Genomic DNA, 20,032 nt, shown 5'->3' on the forward strand with positions numbered 1-20,032 from the left:
ATTTTTGCGGGGTGATGGCGTACCCTCGATCGCTGAGAAAAGCAGCTTAACCTGCTCCTCAAGATGATTTAGTCGGTCTACGATGTCGGTTGGGGGCATATTGTCACCTCTGCTATCAGTTTAAGAACCTATGTCGCTTATCGTCAAAAGGAATCTCGAACGATATCATGAATTCCCTTCAGATGAGACGATTGCATGGCCAGCATGATATTCGAGCTAGTTCTTAATTGAGAATCGGCGTAAGGTTTTGTAGGATATCGGGTTCGATCTGTGAACCCTTGCCTTCTCCAGTTGGAATGATCCTGTGTCTGGCGATGAAACGAATGTGATTGCTGATGCTCCGCGTGCTCTTTTAGATTTGACGTTGGAAGAGCTGTCTGGGTGGATAAAGGAGCAGGGAGAGCAGGCGTTTCGAGCCAAGCAGATCTGGGGCTGGTTGTATCAAAAGCGGGCCAAGTCGTTTGATGAGATGAATGATCTGCCTAAATCGCTGCGTGCCAAGCTCACGGCTGCATTTCGTCTGTTTCCTGGTGAAATCGTGCGACATCAGATCGCCAAGGATCGGACGGAGAAGATACTGATTCGGCTGTACGATGGGGAGCATGTCGAGTGTGTGCTCATGCGGGAGACGTCACGGAATACGGTCTGTATCAGTACGCAGGTTGGTTGTGCGATGGGCTGCGTCTTTTGTGCCAGCGGGATGCAGGGATTGAAACGGAATCTATCGACGGCTGAGATCCTGCAGCAGTTGCTCCTGGCGGATCGTCTTCAGGACGCCGATGAGAAGATCACCAATATCGTCGTCATGGGAATTGGAGAGCCGTTGGCGAATTTGCCCGGGTTGTTGCCTGCTTTGAAAGCGGTGCAGTCGGAGGAGTCGTTGGGGCTGGGTGCTCGGCGCATTACGATTTCGACCGTCGGGTTGCCCAAGAAAATTCGCGAGTTGGCGCAGTTGGGGATTCAGTACAACCTCGCGATTTCTTTACATGCCCCGAACGATCCATTGCGGACGAAGATCGTGCCGACGAATAAAAACATTGGGATCGAGGAGATCCTGTCTGCCGCTGATGAGTTCTTCGAGAAGACCGGGCGACGGGTAACGTTTGAGTATGTCATGCTGTCGGGGGTGAATGACTCAGCGGAGAATGCACGGGAGCTGGCGCAATTGCTCTCTGGTCGCATGGCACACGTGAATCTGATTCCTATGAATTCGGTCGAGCCGCTGGAGTTTGCGGAGCCGAGTCAGGTGAGGAAGGATGCGTTTGTTTCGATCCTCGAACGAGCGGGTGTGCCGGCGACGATTCGGAAGCGGAAGGGTGAGGATATTGATGCGGCGTGTGGGCAGTTGCGATTGAAGGAGAAGACGGTGGTGGCGTTGGAGGTGAAGTGATAGTTGGTTTTCAGCGGCGTAAAGCAGAGTATGCCTGCCTTTGGTAAGCGAATGAAAGTTTAAACTTGCCTATCATCCGCCCTTCGGGCACCTTCTCCCCTCAAGGGAGAAGGGACGGGTTGTGGGGCGTTAATTCAATTCGCAGAGGTCCCTCATCCGTCAGCACTGTGTTGGGTAAACACCTGGGGTGTTGCGCTGCCACCTTCTCCCGGGGGGAGAAGGGATGTTTTATGAAGCGAGCAGGTTTTGTTGGTGGTGGTAGAAGTGGCAGATGGCGATGGCGAAGGCGTCGGCGAGGTCGTGGGGTTCTAATTGTGTCTTGAAGCCGAGTTCCTGGCGGACGGCGAGTTCGACCTGGTCTTTGGGGGCTTGTCCTGAGCCGGTGAGGATGCGTTTGATCTGGGTGGGGGTATAGTGGGTCACGTTGAGGTTGTGAGTACGGGCGACGTACAGGATGGTGCCGCGGGCGTGAGCCATTAGGAGAGCGGACTTCGGATTCTTGGGCAGGGAGAAGACCTGCTCGATGGCGAGGGTGTCGATTTTGTGCGACTCAAGAATCTCGTGCAGGTTGCGGCCGATTTCATGGATGCGGTCTGCGAGGGAGGCCTCAGTCTTTGTGCGGATGATGCCGCCTTCGACGACGATTGGCTTGCGGCTGCCCATTTTGAGGATGGCGTAGCCGGTGCGTTTGAGGCCAGGATCGATGCCGAGGATGAGCATGGGAGGGCTTAGGGCTTAGGGCTTAGGGCTTGGTTGGAAGACATGATGAAGCCGGTTATTTGAGTTGGGTGGTGATCAGGATGGTTTGGTTATCGGTTGTTTTGGGTTCGCAGTTCGGGAACTCGTTAGGAATCGATTTGTTTTTGGGGGTCGGTTAGTGCCTATCGCTCACCCTCATCCGTCAGCGAAGCGCTGCCACCTTCTCCCCTCAAGGGAGAAGGGACGGAAATGGAGGAAGAGGGATGTTATGTGAGTAACACGGTTGCGGCGGCGTCGATGACTTCTTCTCGGCCGACGGCGCCGCGGGATTCGCCGGTTTTGGCTTTGATGTTGACGAGGTTCTCGTTGATGTCGAGAAGCTGGGCGACGCGGGATTTGATTAACGGTTTATGGGGGACGAGTTTGGGTTTTTGGGCGAAGATCGTGCAGTCGATGTTGGCGATCTGGTAGCCGGCGCTGCGTACTTTTTCGACGACGACGGAAAGCAGTTTGGCGGAGTCGGCGCCTTTGTATTGCGGGTCGGTATCGGGGAAGAGTTCGCCGATATCGCCTTGGCCGATGGCGCCGAGGAGGGCATCGGTGATGGCGTGGAGCAGGACGTCGGCGTCGGAATGGCCGTCGAGTCCGAGGTGATAGTCGATCTTCACGCCGCCGAGGATGAGGTCGCGGTCAGGGGCGAGGCGGTGACGGTCGTAGCCTTGTCCGATTTTCATCTGCGGATGATTGCACAGATCGGGGAGGGAGACAAGACAGAAGGCTAACGAAGGGGAGAGACTGGAACGCAGAGAGCGCGGAGGGGAGCTGAGCTCGCGGAGAAAGCGGGAGAAATACTCATGAGATCAAGACGTTAGCCAGCGGGCATGTCTTGTCTATTTATTGCGAATCTGAGATCAGCTCGGCGACCTTAAAATGGAGGCGAAGGACCCAAGATCAGAAGCCGTATGCGGGGTTCTTGGGATTGAAGTCTCTCTCGGTCAGGTTCACGTTGGTTTGGATGTTGGTAAAGGTGTATTCCTCGACCAGGATGGGTTGTTGGCCCTGGACTTGAGGAAAGGCGTATTGTTCTAAGCGGATGGGGTAGTGGGTGGTTTTGTCGAAGTAGAGTCGTGTGATGTGGAATCGGAACTGACGACGCGGTTGTGGGTGAGTGGCTTCGATGACTTCGCAGGCGATCTGCCCGAGTTTTGCGTCCGGATAAAACTTGACGTCGACTTCGCCGAATTTGGTTTCTTCTTCCCACTGTCGGATCACGTTATTGAGCAGCGGAGACATGCCGAGCATAGTGATCGGGTAGCGATTTTCTTCCATGACCATGGGGCTGTTCGTCGCCAGCGACACAGTACCGATCATGGCCTTGAGGCCAGCCGTTTCATGGGCCAGCATCTGGTTATTGTTCTGGCCGTGGACGTAAAGGACTTCTCGACCGGTCGCAGGAGTTTTGTATTTGATGTAGACGGAGTACGGTTCTTTTCGCTGTTTAATGTCCATCTGCTGGACGACCATTTTGCCGTTGATGAGTTCCTGCTTGCTGAACGAGGCCGTGAAATCCTTGACGTTGGAGAGCAGGTCAGCTGACGAGCGAGCGTATTTCAAAGCCGGTGCGAGAGGGTGTTCTGGACTGGCTTCTGCATTTGGCGTGGCCGCGGCCTGTTGTGTCGCCTGGTTTGGCTGGGGAGGCTGTTGCTGGGCGGAAGCCTGGCTGGTCGCGAACGCCATGCCGACGCAGACAGTCAAACGGGCAGCATTTGAATAGATTCGTCCTGTGCGCATCGTCATATCTCACCAATCGAAGTTTTTTTCTGCCCGCGATCGCGTTGGGCCGTTATTCCATAACCTTTACCCGCGGGACAGAACGTTTCATTTCTGGCTGCGCGGTTTCGAGTCGGTCAAGGAAAAGGCTCGTCGCGTCGCGGATCGAACACCCGGCTGCACGGATCAATCGTGGTGTATGCCGGAAGGGGGACTGTATTATTTGGACATGAATTTGGCAATCCGTGATTTCTCTCTACCAATCTTTGACCTGAGTCATCGTTTGGCAGGAGTCATCTCTGGTCTGCCCGACTGGCCCTGGCCTGCTATTCAAATTATCGGAGTCCTGGTGACCTGTGGCCAGAGGAGACTTTCGTCGAGGGCATCCATAAAGAATGGCTTGGGTTGGATTGCTCCGAAGACGTAAAAGAGTTGTCCGATGGAAGAGCAGCCCGGTGAACGTATCTTACGGAGAGTGGTCAATCGTCAAAGTTTCTGCGATCCGGCATGTTTGCGTGACCGTTGAATTTTGAAACTGACATTGTCGCGAAATGGATTGGAACATACCATCCCGTCGCCTAAACAGGCCGAGACGCGGGAACGTCTCGTTGAGCGCCTCCAGGGAAGGACTGGCATGTCGAAGATTTTCGGCCCGATTTTTACGTTTCTGCTCGCAATACCACTCGCGCTTGTGCCGCTGATCGCCATCGTGGGGATGCCATCCGCTGATCAATTGGCTAATGGCTCGTTTGGTAAGACGAAGCTTGGACAGTTTGTCACTCACTTACTGTCGTCTCCTGAGTCGACTGAGACAAAAGAAGCTGAAGAACGGGATGAGCTGCCGGAAGCACCTGCCTGGGGCGATAAGAATACTGCTCAAGTCGCGTCATCGACAGTGATGGCGAATGATCCGATGAGTACGACGGGTTGGGGCCATACTCCTGGTTCATCAATTCCACCAGTCACTCAGACCAGCGGCGTTGTGAATATGTCCTGGCCACAAGGACAACCAGTCGTTGCGACGGCGGCGGCTCCGGGGTCTTCGTGGAACAATTATCCGATCAGTCAGCAACAGGTTCCCCAGCAACCTCAGGGGCCTCAGATTACGTGGCAACAGGCTGTCGGTCAGCTGAACTCGATGGGGATTCGTGAGTATCACCTCAAGCCAGGTCGTCGACCGGGAGAGTTTTATTTCTTTTGCTTCTTCACGCCGCCCAATCGCCCGCAAGTGACGATTCGCTATGAAGCGGAAGCAGATGATCCCTTGAAGGCTGTCGAGAATGTTCTGCAGCAGATTCAAGTCGCTAATCACCAGACACGTCGTCCTGCAACTTGAGAACGAGGCAGGCGATTCATGTGGCATCAAGTGGGAAATCTGCTGAGATTATCGACGCCTTCGCGCGGGCAAGCAACAACATCAAGTGGTGAGTGGTTGCAGAGCTGGCGTCGACGAGGTACACAGGATGAATCGTCTCATGCTGGACGTGTTGTCGGGCGTCGGACGCCCAAGCAGGCACGTCTGGAAGCCGTTCTGATTATCAGCGAAAAGGCGATTTCGGTGGGGAAATTGACACAGCATGCCTTGCTGGCCAGCAACGAAGAGACTCGTCATCTGATTGACGAGTTGAATGCTCTTTATGACGAAGTGGCGACGCCGTTCCGCGTGGAGAAACTGGCGGCTGGTTACCAGTTGATGACGCGGTCCGAATATGCGTTTTGGCTTTCTCGCATGCATGATCGCAAGCAGGAACAATCGATCTCAGACTCCGCCATGGAGACGCTGGTAATCATTGCGTATCGACAGCCGTTGACGCGGGCGGAGATTGAATCGATCCGCGGCGTGCAGTGTATTGAGCTCGTCAAAGTGTTGATGGAGAAGGGGCTCGTTAAAATCGCAGGGCAGGCCGATACGCTGGGGCGACCTTATCTGTATGGAACGACGAAGAAGTTCCTGGAGATTTATGGACTGCGTTCGCTGAATGAACTGCCGATGAAGGATGTCCTGAGGCCGGTGAAGGAAGAGGCGGTTGAGGAAGAGGGCGAAGCTGTGGATGACGCGGATGGAAGCGTGGCGGCTTGAATTGTGTTGCGGGCTGCTACAGCGAGAGCAAGGTTCCGTCTGAGCCGCTGTGCTGCGTTGAAGCTCGAACGAGTTTTGGGAAATAGAAACCGTCGAGGCCATCGTCGTATTGTGCATGGCTGGAGTTTCGCGAGGCAAAGAAGCGGCTCGGACGGAGCCTCGCCCTCCCGGTATTGGCGCGACAATTTGCAGACGGAGATTCTGTCATTCAAACGGCTTCTGAAAAGCGATCGCGGCTCTTATTTTCTGGTGGGTTTCTCTTTGGGATTCGGAGCAGGCAAGTCGTCGGTCGGCTGATTCCAGAGCCGATAAGGATCGTGCAGGCGACGCATTTCCGAGTGGAGCAGGGCTTCCATTTCTGCAAGTTTCCCGGCGTATTGGGGATCGTCTGCAAGATTGGTTTGTTGGGCAGTCGGTGTGTAGCCAGTCAACGCGATTACGGCGGGGTCATGGTGTTGAGGGAGCAATTCGTGTGGATTGTCTGCGAGATTGAAGAGCTGGGTTTTGTGGACGCGTCCGTTATCGACATCGTATTTGACGAGTTTCCAGTCACCTTGACGGACGCTGCGCATGCCGGGTTTGTCGCCGCCGCTGTAGACGCCGTAGAGGACATCACGGACGGTCTGGGCTTTTCCTTCCAGTACGGGCTTGAAGCTGATGCCTTCGTTGCTGTCGGGTGCTGGGATACCGGCGAGATCACATAAGGTTGCCAAGGTGTCGAGCAGGTAAACATTTCCTGTTGCTCGAGTGCCAGGTTGAATGCAGGGGCCTTTGACGATGTAAGGGACACGCCAGCTGTGTTCGTAAAGGTTTTGCTTCCCCTGGAGACCATGACGACCGACGGCGATGCCATGATCGGACGTGTAAATAATGTAAGTGTTGTCGAGTTCTCCCAGCTCGTCGAGTTTTTTCAACACGCGGCCGATTTGAATGTCGATGTTCTCGCTGCAAGCAAACAGCCGACCTTGTTCGTTGCGAATGGTCTGTTGATCGCGGTTTTTCCAGACGCCGGGGACTTCGATTTCATCGCGGACGTCTGCGTGACCGTTTGGAAAGGGATGTTCTGGCAGATAGTTCAACGGAAGGGGTGGCTGGTTGGGATGGAATGTTGGCAAGCTGTTTTCGTCGGTGTGATTGGTAGCGCCATATTTTGCCAGCAGTTCCGGTGTCCCGTTGCGGATATCGTGTGGGTGAGAAAAGCCAAACTGGATGAGGAAGGGGGCGCGGTCGGTTTGTGAGGCGCGCTGGTTGAGATAATCGAGCACATGCTCGGCGTGCCAGGCACTCCCTGTTTCGGGAGTGTCGCCGCGTTTGGTGGCGTCATGGCGAATCTTGAAATGCTTGTTGGCGGCTTCGTAGCTGTTGCCCTTTTTGCAGGTTCGGACCGTGTCATAGCCGGCGCGGTTGAAGACGGCGGGGATCGTATTTTCGTCCAGGTTCTTTGGGCAATTCTCTTTTCCGGTCGGGCCGATCGGTAAATGCCAGACCGTGCGGCCGCTCATGATCATGTGGCGAGAAGGAGTGCATACAGCACCGCTGAACGAGCCCATGTGATAGGCTCTGTCGAGAACCATCCCCTCAGCGGCCAGGCGGTCGATGTGGGGAGTTTCCAGCTTTGACTGAGGGTTATAAACTTTCAAATCCAATGGCGACTGGTCATCGGTCAGGATGAACAGGATGTTTGGCTTCCCGGCTGGAGAAGATAATTCGTCGGCGAAAAGATCTGCCGGGACAGCAAACAGCGTTGCGATCAGGATGAGGAGTTTCATGAGAGGTGAATGAATCCACAAAGTTATTGAGGCAATGTTTTAGCGACTTTATCTCAAAATACTTTAACACTGTCGCTGGGTTTAATCTTCATCATTATCACGAGCGGCTTTTTTCTTGGCCTTTTTGGGTTTCTTGTCACTCGTACCCATCTCTGCCTGAGGTTCGGCTTGTTCTGCGTTCCAGGCATCATAGAGGGATTGCAGTTCTTTGACCTTCTCGCGTTGCTGTGTGGCGAGATCCTGCTTTTCTGAAATGTCCTGGGTGAGGTCGTAAAGCTCAGGACTGCCACTGCCTTCGTCACCGACGACGAGTTTGTAATCCCCGTGACGTACTGCCCATTGCTCGCCGTATCGCCAGAACAGCGATTCGTGCGGCGGTGTGGCCTTTTTGCCGGTCAGGTAGGGCATCAGATCGACGCCATCGAGATTCCAATCGTGATCGACTTTGCCACCGGCCGCAGTGATGAGGGTGGGGAGTACGTCGAGCTGAATCACGGGGTCCTGGTAGACTTTTCCTTCCGGCAGATGTCCTGGCCACTTCATACAGAAGGGGACGCGGATGCCTCCTTCCCAGACCATTTGCTTCAAGCCTCGCAGTGGCAGATTACTGGACGTTGTCGACTTGGTGGGACCACCATTGTCTGACAGAAAGACGATGAATGTGTTTTCATCCTGCCCCAGTTCATGGATTTTATCGAGAATGCGGCCGACGCTATCGTCCATGCAGGACATCATTGCAGCGAAGGTTCGTCGTTTCTTATCTTCGATGTGTGAGAACCGGTCCAGGTAGGCCTGTGGAGCCTCCAGTGGATTGTGCTGGGCATTGAACGGCAGATAGATGAACCAGGGCTTATCGCGATGTGATTCGATCCAGTCGGTCACGCGAAGGCCGTATTGTTCGGTGGTGTAGAATTGATCGTCGTCGATGGAAATCACATCAGGAGACTGTCTTGAATCGACGAACAATTTGGGATGAAAGTAGGACGTGTTGGCGAGTGTGCCGTAGAACTCGTCATAGCCACGTTTGAGCGGGTGATATTTTTTGACTTCCCCGAGGTGCCATTTCCCGACGGCACAAGTGTCGTATCCCAGTGGCTTGAGTCGATCAGCGATTGTTTTCTCGTCGACATTCAGACCTAGCTTTTTCATCCCGCTGTTGGATTCGTGGCCAAATCGGGTCTGGTAGCGTCCTGTCATCAGGCCGGCGCGTGTCGGGCTGCAGACCGGGCAGGAAACATAGCCTTGTGTGAATTTCACCCCTTTAGCGGCGATGGAATCGATATGAGGCGTCGGAACGTCCGATGCACCCTGGAAACCGAATTCACCCCAACCGCAATCATCGGCCAGAATCAGCAGGAAATTGGGCTTGGATTCTTCTGCACTCAGCTGTCCCGGAACAAAGCACGCCAGGCTGGTAAGCAGGGCGAAAAGCATGACAGGGAAACGTCTGATATTTGATTTCAGCATGGGAAATGATTTCTCTTGTAACGGTTTCTGTGATGACGGTGAAGAAAGATGGAAGTAGTCAGTGTCAATTAAAACTCACCCATGACTTGTCCATCAGCGATCGCTGAGAGACGCTGATACAGTCCGTATGGACCGCTCGCGGAGACGCCGGGGTCGTTGAAATTCGAGGAGGTGTTTTCGATGCTCATGCCGATGAATCGAACGCCACCATCGCCCAGAAGAAACTGGCATCCCCCTTTGTGTGGGCTGGAGAACGCGGTGTGATACTTGTCTGGGTATTGGGCCTTCGTTGCGTTCATAAATGTATTCGTTGAACGCACGTGGTTGTATGGGCTGGTTCGATACTCCGTAAGATCGGTGCAGTCAGCGCCGCCTGCGTTCGCTAAGGCGCCATAGATGGATGTGTTTCGTGTCTGCTCCCAGTATGTTTCTCCAACGAGCATGGAGTTCGACAGGCCGTCCGTAAAGTCTCTGAAGTTGAGACCTTTATTGACTCGAAATGCGCCGATCGAGCGCTCGCTTTGCAGTCCTGGATTGGCTGTGTTGCAGAACTGGGCGTTGAATGGGCCACTATTTCCGACATAGCTGCTGGTTGCGATCGCATCGACAATCCCGTTCGCGGTGCTGGTTGCTGCGGGATCCGTGCTGCCTGATTTTCGTGTCGGCGGCTTGGTGTCCGACGGACAGGAGAATACCGTGAGAGGATTGGCAGATGCTGCAGTATTGCGTGCTTCGTTGGCCTGTGTTCCATGGGGGTGAAAGCGAAAATCGAACTGCTCGAAGAGCGTTGACTGTTCCAGTTGTGGCAGGAGCTGCGCTGCCCAGCTCCATCCGCCGTCCTGAGTGGCGGCGTTGGATGTCGTTGACCCGTTCGTGTCGATATACCCGATCGGAATGCAGTTGAAGATGTCGTGATAGTTGTGGATGGCGATGCCAATCTGTTTGAGATTGTTCTTGCAGGACGAACGTCGTGCGGCTTCGCGGGCTTGTTGCACAGCAGGCAGGAGGATAGCCACGAGGGTAGCGATAATCGCAATCACGACCAATAACTCAATCAAAGTAAAGCCATGAGAACCCGGCATGGCTGTTGTCCAACGATCGGAACTGAGTTGCGTCTGGCGAGACTTAACAAAGTGAGATTGGGCAGTCATTTATTTTTCCTGTCATGAATTCATCAATACGGCAGAATGTCAGCCGGACGCTACGAAAAAGTTTCAAAGCTGTTGAGCGTTGTTTCCGTTAGGGGTAATTCGTTCAAGATGACAAGGGTGACATTGTTTGTTGCGGTTGCCACCGAGATGCCTTGCTTGGTCGACGCGTGAATGTCGCCTTGGGACCAGAGTTTGTTATCATGGAAATCATTATCTTCACAGCAAATTAACAGTCAGCCTATTTTAGACAGGTGTCGGCTTGGTACATTCAAACGACCAGCATAGGTGGCTGCCCACGTGCACATGTTTATGGTTCCGGTTTTCCGGAAAACTTCCATGATTTCCCAACTGGCCGGTGAACTCAGATCGCTGTGGGGGGGGATTTAACGGTGACATCTGAAAACGACTCTGCCCCCAATCAGGCAATGACTGCGGCGAGTTCTCGCGCGTTCTTAGCCAGAAACTGGGGGACAGTCCAAGCCTCGTTGCTGGCGTTCCTGACGGCATCAGTCCCGCAGTTTTCAGACGCAGAAGACTTGCTTCAGGAAGTTGCGGTCGAGGTTGCGGAACGATTTGATGACTATGATCCTTCGCGGCCTTTTCTGCCGTGGGCACTTTGGATCGCGAAAATCAAGATCGCAGAGTTCTACCGAAAACAGCAACGACGTCAGGTTGTCCTGGTGGGGGACTCGATGGATGCCCTCGCAGAGGCGTGCGTCAAGATTCATGAAGGCCTGTCGGATGAACAGGTTGCGATCGAAAAGTGTTTAGACAAGTTGACTGGGCGCTCGCGGGAAATGTTGAATCTCCGATATGCCGATGGGATGAGTTCTGCAGAGATCGGTGCCCGCCTTGGGATGTCGGTTCAGTATGTACGCGTTGCCCTGACCAGGATTCGTACGACATTGACGGAATGTGCTCAAGCGGCAGTGACCACTCAGTCTGCGTTAGAGGCGTGAGCAGTAATGCAAGACCAGGAAGCTTTCGAACTGCTTGACGCTCATCTGGATGATCTTCATCTGACCGATGAGCAGATCGAAGGGCTGAGGGCATGGCTTCAAGATCATCCGCAGCACGCCGAGCGTGCATTTCACCGTATTTTTCTGCACTCATTTTTGCGTCGACGTTTGCATGCCCAACGACTGCCGGTCCTCAGTGATCGCACTGATCTGGTGATTAACGGAGCAGCCGATGTCGAATCCTTCACAGAACTGAGTCATTCTCACACTGCTACACTCCCAGGTCCTATCCGATCTCCTGTTGGAAGGAGGCGAACAGTGTTGGTTGCAGGCGGGGGCATCATCATGGCGGTGATCGTCGCCTGTTTGTGGGTGATACGTCCCACGGTCCCGCCACCTGTCGTGAATGCAGATGCCTATGATGGGTTTGCGTACCCTGCGACATCGATCCCAGTCACAACACATGACGATGAATCATGGCCGACGACCGGAGGGTTACAGGGGCTGGCGGGCGGGACGGGATGGTCCGAGCCATGGCAGGAAGCCGGTACTAAAGTCGCTGTGATTGTGGATCATGCCAATCAGGAGAACTGGGATTCCAAGGACATGCGAAAGTTCAGTCCTCTGGGGCATACCGATGCTCAGGGACATGTCCTGCAGACGTCCGGCTTGCAGATGAGAACCGCGATGGGGTCGCGTTCCCTGACGTCTCGCAAATTCGATCTGACTGCTTTTCCGAACGAGATGAAAGATGAAAACGGACTGGGAAAAGATGGGGCAGTGATCTGGTTCAGCTTTCTTGCGCAGTCTTACAACAGCACGGCATCAAACAATCGGTTCACGTATCTGCAGGTTGGCTCGCGTGAAGTCTCAGGATTTCGCATTGGAAAGGTTGGCGCTGCACCCTCCGGGAACTGGACGGCGACGGGACTTTTAACCGGCGCCCAAGTCAATCTGCGCTCGAGCGCCGTGCCATCGGGAGAGATGACCTTTCTGGTGACGCGACTGGAGTTTCGTCCGGGGGCAGAAGACGCAGCGGTCTGGATCAACCCTGCTTTGGGTGACGAGCCGAAACTGGAAGACGCGACACTGCGTCTGTCGGTTCCAGATTTTCGGTTCGATGGCGTCACGATCAATGCCAACTTCTCGACCGACATCGACGAACTGCGGTTTGGAAAAACCTTTCAGGCCGTGGCTCCGGTTAAATAATGCGGCAGGTAATGTGGACCACATCTAGGAGCACCGCGGTTTTCAGACTGGCTGGGCGGTCTGCAATGGTCCTCTCAGTCTGACCATCAACAGTATCAGTCCGTTCTCATTGCGTAATTATCACGGCTCTGTCTTCTGTGTGACTGACGTCGAATCATGGCTTCCAGCCTGGCAGCTTCGCTGCTTGTTTGATCCAGCGGGTGAACTGCGCTTCGTCGAGAGTGTCCGCTTCGTAGATGTCGATCCAGCGGGCTTCTTTACTCTTTGCAGTCCCGCCAGGGGGGATTGGATTCAGGGACATGCCGTCGAAGAAGGTGACTTTGACATATTTGGTCAGGCAATGCACGTTGAGGAACCAGCCCTTACCTTCGACGCCATAAAACGGCGAGTTCCAGCGGATCGCTTTTTGAACGTCTGGAAGTGTTTGCACGATGAGTTCGTCGACCCGTCTTCCGACACGCTGTTTCCAGCCGGGCATGGCGTCGATATAAGCCTGCACCGGAGCATCGCCGTCAGCTTTGGCGATTTGAGGATTACCGCCAGAGAGGAGGACGACTTTGTTGGTGGTCGTGATTGGGGAAACTGGTTTCGCCGCGGGTTTTCGTTTCATGGAGGTCGCCTGAAGATTTGATGCGACTGCGGACTGGATCAGGTTTTTGAAGGCTTTCGTGTCGAGTTTCTCGCCTTGCCGGATGTCGATCGCACGGCGTGCGTTGCCTTCAAGACTGGCGTTGAACAGCTGTTCGGGATCGGGCAGCGAAGCGCCTTTGGCGAAGGTGAGTTTGACGACTTCTTTGTAGGTCTCACCCGTGCAGACGATCCCGCTGCGCGACCAGACAGGAACGCCGGACGGATTGCTCGCCTTGGCCCATTTGCGTTCCTCAGTGATTTCTTGATCTGCTTCGAGGATGAGTGCTCGTATGTGGTCGAGCATTTCATCCCGCCAGTCGGAGGACTGCGTCGCTGTTTTGCCTGACGTCTTCCTTACCGGCATCCGTCGAATCCTTGCAGGAGAATGATCGCGTCGACGATTTATTTCAGATGCTCGTTGAACCATTTCAACGCCTCGTTGACGGCAGCGGGGAGATCACTTCCGAGAGTATGACCGGCGTTCTCGTACAGGACAAACTTGTTCTCGACGCCGATCTCGTCCATCTTCTCGTGGATCCAGCGTCCCTGTTCGGGAAGGACGAGCGTATCTTTGCCGCCCGACATGATCAGACAGGGGGCGTCATCCTTGGTCACGAAATATAAAGGCGAGACAGCCTCTGCTTGTTCGCGCGTGATATTCAGCCCGGGGAACTGGCGGTACTGGTCTTCCAGTCCTGGTGTACTCCAGACGTAGTTGGTGATGTCGCTGGGCGGGACGAAGGCAACTCCGGTCTTGATACGACTGCTCACCTTTTCGAGTGGGTTATTGGCTTTGGGATTTCCGTCGTCGCCGGTGGTCGCGAGCATGAGAGTCAGATGGCCGCCTGCACTCATGCCGTAGACGCCGATTCGTTGTGGGTCGATCGCATAGTCTTTGGCGTCACGACGGATATTGCGAATCGCCAGCTTCACATCGGCAACAGCATCTGCAATGGAATAACGCGGACTGCTGCCGTGGCGGACAGCAAAGCCTTTGTATCCGGCGGCGAGAAACGGCCCCATCGCGATTCGCGTTTGCGCAGGTGGTGTCCATTTAGAAAACCAGCCTCCACTGACGATGAAGACGACGGCGGCTCCATTTGGCTCAACGTCTGGCTCGAAGACATCGAACGTCATCGCGAGACCGTCTTTGTGGCCGTAGATCACTTCCTTACTTTTACCCGCGAGAGGTTCCTGGGATCTGGTTTCGGTTGTCAGGAGGAGTAACAGCAGGAATGCGGTCAGCTTGTGAAGTGTCTTGGTAGTCATCGAACTCTTTCCAATGTGGTATTCAGATCCTGTGTGATTTGAATTTGACCTAGCATAAATGAACGATCACCCCGTTCGGAAATGATTTCCCATGTTTTTATTACTCACGGAATTATGCTTCCATGAAGTCATCGTGAATAACTGCTTTTGCTCGCGTTACTTGCGTGAGACATAAATGTTGCCAAACTGATTGAACTGGATGACATCGTCCTTGGGAAGCCTGACTTCTCTGTAGCCTCTCGCGGATCCGTCCTGTTTCACGGCGTCGGCAGATCATTGTCGGGCGACCGTCTCGAGAGATCCCTTTCGTTGGTTTCGTGTTTGGAGTTCTCCATGGATTTTTGCTCGTCAATGCGTTCGCTGGTTTCGTTACGAGGTGCAATGACTCTCGTCGTTGCGGTGGGAGTCTTCTCGGACATTCGAGGTATTGCGCAGGCCGCGGAGAAGAAGCCAAACATCATTTACTTCCTGGCGGACGACCTGGGACGAGACGACGTCGGCTGGCGTGGAAGCCCGATCAAGACTCCGAACCTTGATCAGCTTGCCAAAAGTGGAGCGGAGTTGACTCAGTTTTATGTGCAGCCAGTCTGCTCGCCGACTCGGGCCTGCCTGATGACTGGACGTTATCCGATTCGTTATGGACTTCAAGTTGGCGTCGTGCGTCCCTGGGCCGATTACGGACTCAACACAGATGAATACACTCTGCCGCAGGCACTCAAAGAAGTCGGCTACGAAACAGCGATCGTTGGCAAGTGGCATCTGGGGCATGCCAAGCGGGAGTATCTGCCGACGAAGCGTGGGTTCGAGCATCAGTATGGTCATTACAACGGCGCATTGGATTACGACACCCATGACCGCGATGGCGGGCACGACTGGCATAAAGATGATCAGCCAAATTATGACAAAGGCTATTCGACAACGCTGCTGGGGAAAGAAGCGGCCCGACTCGTCAAAGAGAAGAATCCCGACAAGCCGCTGTTTTTGTACGTCCCGTTCAACGCCGTCCACTCGCCATTTCAAGCTCCCGGCGGTGTCATTGAGCAGTATCCCGAGTTGACCGGAAATCGCCAGAAATACGCGGCGATGCTTCACATTATGGATGAAGCCGTCGGCGAAGTTGTCGCAGCTGTGGAAGCGATCGGCGAGACCGAGAACACACTGTTTCTTTTTTCCAGTGACAATGGCGGACCGAATCCAGGCAAACTGACCAACAACGGCATTCTCCGCGACGGGAAGTTCTCTGTGTATGAAGGAGGCGTTCGTGTGGTGGCGTTTGCGACCTGGAAAGGCAAGATCACCCCGGGTTCAGTCGTCGATGAGCCGATTCATATCGTCGACATGTTCACAACTCTGATCAAAATTGCTGGCGGATCGACAGCGAAATCAAAACCACTGGATGGTCACGATGTCTGGGATGTGATTGCCCATGGCGCGAAGTCGCCACGAACGGAGACCGTGCTCAATATTGCTCCCAACAGCGGGGCCATCCGCATCGGGGACTACAAACTCGTGAAGAAACAGGGACGTCGTGCCCGCAACCAAGGTGATGAATCCACCGGCAACTATGAACTCTACAACATCCGGGAAGACATCCGAGAGAAAACGGACCTCGCTGAGAAGCAGCCCGAGAAACTCAAAGAACTGATCGCCCGTTACGAAGTGCTCGAAGCATCGGCTGCCAAGCCTCACAACGAAGGGGATGCGAAGCCCCCAGGTTGGACAGTGCCGTCAGTGTACGGGCAACAGTGATTTGTGAATTCATCCGAAACGTGGAGCGAGAGGCATGGGGAAAAATGCCTCTCGTGTCTTGTTGGTGGCCAGGTCCTCCTCTAATCTCATGAGATCAAAACGCAATCTTCATGGGAATAACTTTGACGATGAGATCAAACTGCTTCGTTCGTTTGTGTTACGCTGGCTTGATGATGCTCATGCTGATGGCATCTGCCGACGGGACTCAAGGACAGGAAACGTCTGGCACTCCTGTCTACCCCTCACGGTCAGTTGATGCCAGTCGCGATCAGCTGCCAACTGTCTTTCCTCGCTCTGCAATTCCAGCTGACAAATTGTTTGTCTTCAATGCCGTGGCCTTGCCACGTGAGACGCAGGCGTTGGTAGCTTCGATTCAAGGACTGGTGAATCGAGAGAAACCGGAGCTGTACCTGATTCTCAGTCGGAACCGGATCAATCCAATTGTTGAAGAAGGTCGACGTGAGCCGATCGATCGGGTCTGGCTCGACTGGCTGACAGAGAAAGATTACGTCGAGTCGCATACTCCCATCGAGTCGATCGAAAGCCTGTTAGCTCAGTATCAGATTCGCGATGTAGTCGTCATCGATCCTGCATTCCCGGCAAGCGTTAATATTGCGACGATGATCTCCTCAGTTCGCGGCATCCCGATGGCCTATCCATCCGATGTCGAGAAATACAAGCTGAACCCTGTGGAAGATACCCGAGGACGTTGGAAAACAAACATCGAAGCCTACCAGTGGGCGTGGGAAAACCTCTGGCCGCAGATGAATCAGTCAGCGATCGCGATCTTTTCGCCGAACATCAACGGGCATCTGCGGGACTACCTCGTCGAGCACAAGATTTTTACGTTCTGGATCTCGAACAAAGATTATCAGGACGACTTTACAACCAATCATGATCTTGAAGACTTCAAGAAAATGCTCAAGCAGATGCCGGTGAATATCCCGGTTCTGGGCTATCCAAACAGTGGGGGCAAAGACTCGGGAATTGGTGAGGGCTTAGGGGTCAAACTGCTCTCCGATCATGGCAAGTTCCTGGTCCCGACAGACTGGCATACGAACCTCTCTGTCTGGACAGGCTGGGATCACAAAACACAGCCCTTGAAGCATCTGGAAACTCGCAAGCTGACCTACGATCCCGCGAAACGCTACCTGTGCATCCTCGTCAGTGACGGGGACAACATGAATCTCTGGCTGGACTTCATGCCGACCGAGAAATACTGGCGCAGCCCGCTGCGTGGCAAGTTCCCGGTTGCGTGGACCATGGGGCCTGCGATGCTGCAGCTGCATGCTCCGCTGCTCGATTATTATTACGACTCGCTGACTCCGATGGATTCCTTCGGCTGTGCTGTCAGCGGCATCGGCTACATGTACCCTCTCCACTACGGGGAAGCGTATGGCTCGCATCAGCAGGAGATTTTGAAGCAGTATCATCAGCTCACCAACCAGTTCAATGAGAAGCTGAACCTGCGCTGGTACTGGGGAACAATCGTCGGCGAGCGAGGAGGGACGCAGTTTGCAGACGTCGCCCGCGAGCTCAAAGGGATGACCTGCCTGATGGAAGGCTACGGACGCCAATGGTGGCGCGATGAGCCTTATCTGACCGATGGCATCCCGACGTTTCACTTCCTGAATGACGCGGTTCCGGAAAAGCAGACGGAAGAACAGGTCACTCGCATGCTGCGTCGACGCGACCCGAAATTCGGCATCGTCTTCATCCAGAACTGGGAGTTCGACATGGAGAAGATGAAAAAGCTGATGGACGGCATCGAAGGCGAAGTCGAATGGGTTCTGCCGGAAGAACTCGCGGACGTGTATCTGCAGTCGTTGAAGGCAACGACCGGCAAGTAACATGTTGGCGTTCGTTCAATCGATGCATGAACTGGCCAGTTTAAGTCGGGAAACAATGACTCATCAGGCCCAGCTGCAGTATTGAACTTTCAAGAATTCTTTTATGATAGAACTGCGAATCGCTCACACCTTCTCCGACAAACGAAAGCTGACGAAGTACCGATGAGTATCGAAGGCGACTATGCAGATGTACTGGAAACTTCCGCAACAAGCGATCAACTTTACTTCCCGGAACCAGGTGAACTTCAGCTGACCATTCGGTCCATCCTGGCGGGGAGTGTTGTGGGCGGAGTTGTTGCTTGCACAAACATCTACATTGGTTTGAAAATCGGCTGGACATTCGGAGCATCGATTACCGCAGCCGTGCTTTCGTATGCGTTGTTCTCGGTTTTCAAAAGCAAACTTTCGGTTTTGGAGACAAACACCGTTCAAACGGCCGGATCAGCAGCCGGGTATATGTCTTCGGCAGCTGGACTTGTGGCTCCAATCCCAGCCTTGATGTTGCTAGGGATTGAGTTCCACTGGTTTCATCTTTTATTGTGGACGATCTCCGCAGCATTTCTGGGCGTATTCTTCGCAATCCCGTTGCGTCATCAAATGGTCGTCACGGAAAAACTGCGATTCCCGTCAGGGACAGCGACCGCTGAGACGATTCTTGCAATGAACAGCAACGCAGGTGAAGCCACTTCGAAGGCGTGGGTATTACTAATCTTCGGAGTCATCGCGGGAGCATTATCACTCGCGGCCCACTTCGTACCTGCCGTCGAATCGCCGCCGCTGCATGAATGGTTTCCAGGCATCGCATGGTTGGGTGTTCTCGCGACATGGGGTTTTACCGTTTACCTGGGACCTTCGCTGCTCGGAGCAGGATTTCTGATTGGACCGCGAGTTGTTCTCTCGTTGCTGGCAGGAGCAATTATCTCGTGGGGAATTCTTGGTCCAATCGCCCAGGAGCAAGGCTGGGCTCCGGGAAAAGTCATGTCCTACGCGGACGGGCCACGCGGCTGGCTCTTATGGCCAGGTGTCGCGTTGATGGTCTCTGAAGCGCTGGGCGCGCTTCTGCTATCTTGGAAGACATTTTTCAACGCCTTCAAGATGATCTTTGAAGCCAAGAACGATTTAGAGACAGAATCGAATCGCTCGGAAAATGTCCCCATGTCCTGGTGCATTGGTGGACTGACTCTGGGTACGATTCTGACAACTGTGATCACGTCGACGATGTTCGGAATTGCGTGGTATCTGGTTCTCATCGCAATTTTCCTTTCTGCGATCCTCTCGATCGTTGCATGCCGTTCTGTCGGAGAAACAGACATCAATCCAATTGGCGGAATGGGGAAAGTCACACAATTGGTTTTTGGTGGACTGGCACCTGGGTCTCTGACGACCAATCTGATGACCGCTGCGATTACCTCGGCTGGCGCCTCCCAGGCGGGCGATATGATTACCGATTTGAAGACGGGACATCTTTTAGGGGCGAGTCCCAAAAAGCAGCTCATTGCGCAGCTATGCGGGATCGTTTTTGGAATTATCTTTTGTTTGCCGGTCTACTACGTTTTTACAAAAGCCTATAAACTCGGCAGCGAACAAATGCCAGCACCAGCTGCAATGGCATGGAAAGCGATGGCTGAAGTCCTCAACGAAGGATTTAGTGCGCTGCCTGCCATGGCACCGCAAGCAATTATCATTGCGGCAGTCATCGGTTTTTTACTCGCCTGCCTGGGACGAATCAAGTCGATCAAATCCTTCGTTCCCAGCGGACTGGCGCTCGGCATTGCCTTTATCATCCCTGCTCACTTTTCCCTCGTGATGTTCTACGGGATGCTGATCTGGTTGATCTGGTTGGCAGTCGCTCCGAAGCAAGTCGAGCGATACAACTTTGCTCTGTCATCAGGTTTGATTGCTGGCGAGGGCTTGATGGGAATTGTGAAAGCAGTACTCACAATCCTGGAGATTGATCATACGATTTTTGGTCTGTAACAGATTGAGGCCTTGGCCCGTCAGCAGTCAACCAACGGGTCAGATTGTGCGCAATGTTCGGGA

The 20,032-nt window shown here is 53.9% G+C and carries 17 protein-coding genes; 8 read left to right on the forward strand and 9 right to left on the reverse strand.

What is annotated here, in order from left to right; translation table 11 throughout:
- Positions 1–304 precede the first annotated feature (304 nt).
- Entirely contained in the window at positions 305–1,390 is a 1,086-nt protein-coding gene (rlmN, locus tag SH248x_RS04470; protein ID WP_459557317.1) for a 23S rRNA (adenine(2503)-C(2))-methyltransferase RlmN, read from the forward strand.
- 228 nt (positions 1,391–1,618) lie between these two features.
- Here the strand turns inward: rlmN and ruvC are convergent, their stop codons facing one another.
- The 3 genes from ruvC to SH248x_RS04485 all read right to left on the reverse strand — a co-directional run bounded on the left by ruvC (position 1,619) and on the right by SH248x_RS04485 (position 3,886).
- Positions 1,619–2,110 (reverse strand): crossover junction endodeoxyribonuclease RuvC, encoded by a 492-nt coding sequence (gene ruvC / locus SH248x_RS04475; protein ID WP_459557318.1) that lies wholly within the window; start codon positions 2,108–2,110, stop codon positions 1,619–1,621.
- A 245-nt stretch (positions 2,111–2,355) separates the two neighbouring features.
- Positions 2,356–2,823, reverse strand: coding sequence for a 2-C-methyl-D-erythritol 2,4-cyclodiphosphate synthase (gene ispF / locus SH248x_RS04480; RefSeq protein WP_459557319.1), 468 nt, complete (start codon positions 2,821–2,823; stop codon positions 2,356–2,358).
- A 217-nt stretch (positions 2,824–3,040) separates the two neighbouring features.
- Positions 3,041–3,886: a DUF1571 domain-containing protein gene (locus SH248x_RS04485; RefSeq protein ID WP_459557320.1), complete on the reverse strand. Its 846-nt coding sequence runs from the start codon at positions 3,884–3,886 to the stop codon at positions 3,041–3,043.
- Positions 3,887–4,493: 607 nt separating this feature from the next.
- Between SH248x_RS04485 and SH248x_RS04490 the strand changes: the two genes are divergently transcribed.
- Together SH248x_RS04490 and scpB are read left to right on the forward strand one after the other, a co-directional pair.
- Positions 4,494–5,195 carry a hypothetical protein gene (locus tag SH248x_RS04490; protein ID WP_459557321.1) on the forward strand — a complete coding sequence of 234 codons (702 nt, stop codon included), beginning with the start codon at positions 4,494–4,496 and terminating at the stop codon, positions 5,193–5,195.
- A gap of 18 nt (positions 5,196–5,213) precedes the next feature.
- Positions 5,214–5,939 (forward strand): SMC-Scp complex subunit ScpB, encoded by a 726-nt coding sequence (scpB, locus tag SH248x_RS04495; RefSeq protein WP_459557322.1) that lies wholly within the window; start codon positions 5,214–5,216, stop codon positions 5,937–5,939.
- Positions 5,940–6,178: 239 nt separating this feature from the next.
- Here the strand turns inward: scpB and SH248x_RS04500 are convergent, their stop codons facing one another.
- The 3 genes from SH248x_RS04500 to SH248x_RS04510 form a co-directional block, all read right to left on the reverse strand.
- Complete coding sequence (locus tag SH248x_RS04500; RefSeq protein ID WP_459557323.1) at positions 6,179–7,708, reverse strand: alkaline phosphatase family protein; 1,530 nt, start codon at positions 7,706–7,708, stop codon at positions 6,179–6,181.
- Positions 7,709–7,789: 81 nt separating this feature from the next.
- Positions 7,790–9,175 carry a sulfatase family protein gene (locus SH248x_RS04505; RefSeq protein ID WP_459557324.1) on the reverse strand — a complete coding sequence of 462 codons (1,386 nt, stop codon included), beginning with the start codon at positions 9,173–9,175 and terminating at the stop codon, positions 7,790–7,792.
- A gap of 68 nt (positions 9,176–9,243) precedes the next feature.
- On the reverse strand, positions 9,244–10,326 hold the full coding sequence (locus SH248x_RS04510; RefSeq protein ID WP_459557325.1) for a DUF1559 family PulG-like putative transporter: 1,083 nt from the start codon (positions 10,324–10,326) through the stop codon (positions 9,244–9,246).
- 389 nt (positions 10,327–10,715) lie between these two features.
- Here SH248x_RS04510 and SH248x_RS04515 point away from each other — a divergent pair, with 389 nt between their 5' ends.
- Entirely contained in the window at positions 10,716–11,285 is a 570-nt protein-coding gene (locus SH248x_RS04515) for a sigma-70 family RNA polymerase sigma factor (RefSeq protein ID WP_459557326.1), read from the forward strand.
- Here the strand turns inward: SH248x_RS04515 and SH248x_RS04520 are convergent.
- On the reverse strand, positions 11,274–11,420 hold the full coding sequence (locus SH248x_RS04520) for a hypothetical protein (RefSeq protein ID WP_459557327.1): 147 nt from the start codon (positions 11,418–11,420) through the stop codon (positions 11,274–11,276). The genes SH248x_RS04515 and SH248x_RS04520 overlap by 12 nt on opposite strands.
- Positions 11,421–11,603: 183 nt before the next feature.
- Here SH248x_RS04520 and SH248x_RS04525 point away from each other — a divergent pair, with 183 nt between their 5' ends.
- Positions 11,604–12,494: a hypothetical protein gene (locus SH248x_RS04525; protein ID WP_459557328.1), complete on the forward strand. Its 891-nt coding sequence runs from the start codon at positions 11,604–11,606 to the stop codon at positions 12,492–12,494.
- 154 nt (positions 12,495–12,648) lie between these two features.
- Here SH248x_RS04525 and SH248x_RS04530 read toward each other — a convergent pair whose 3' ends face one another.
- A complete protein-coding gene (locus SH248x_RS04530) occupies positions 12,649–13,488 on the reverse strand; it encodes a DUF1801 domain-containing protein (RefSeq protein WP_459557329.1) in 840 nt (279 codons plus the stop codon).
- A 38-nt stretch (positions 13,489–13,526) separates the two neighbouring features.
- On the reverse strand, positions 13,527–14,393 hold the full coding sequence (locus SH248x_RS04535; RefSeq protein WP_459557330.1) for an alpha/beta hydrolase family protein: 867 nt from the start codon (positions 14,391–14,393) through the stop codon (positions 13,527–13,529).
- A 381-nt stretch (positions 14,394–14,774) separates the two neighbouring features.
- Between SH248x_RS04535 and SH248x_RS04540 the strand changes: the two genes are divergently transcribed.
- The 3 genes from SH248x_RS04540 (at position 14,775) to SH248x_RS04550 (ending at position 19,969) form a co-directional block, all read left to right on the forward strand.
- On the forward strand, positions 14,775–16,142 hold the full coding sequence (locus SH248x_RS04540; protein WP_459557331.1) for an arylsulfatase B: 1,368 nt from the start codon (positions 14,775–14,777) through the stop codon (positions 16,140–16,142).
- 128 nt (positions 16,143–16,270) lie between these two features.
- Positions 16,271–17,992 (forward strand): GxGYxYP domain-containing protein, encoded by a 1,722-nt coding sequence (locus SH248x_RS04545; RefSeq protein WP_459557332.1) that lies wholly within the window; start codon positions 16,271–16,273, stop codon positions 17,990–17,992.
- A 162-nt stretch (positions 17,993–18,154) separates the two neighbouring features.
- Positions 18,155–19,969: an OPT family oligopeptide transporter gene (locus SH248x_RS04550; RefSeq protein ID WP_459557333.1), complete on the forward strand. Its 1,815-nt coding sequence runs from the start codon at positions 18,155–18,157 to the stop codon at positions 19,967–19,969.
- Positions 19,970–20,032 lie beyond the last annotated feature (63 nt).

It is taken from the genome of Lacunimicrobium album (assembly GCF_052161635.1).
Classification (GTDB): Bacteria; Planctomycetota; Planctomycetia; order Planctomycetales; family Planctomycetaceae; genus SXPC01.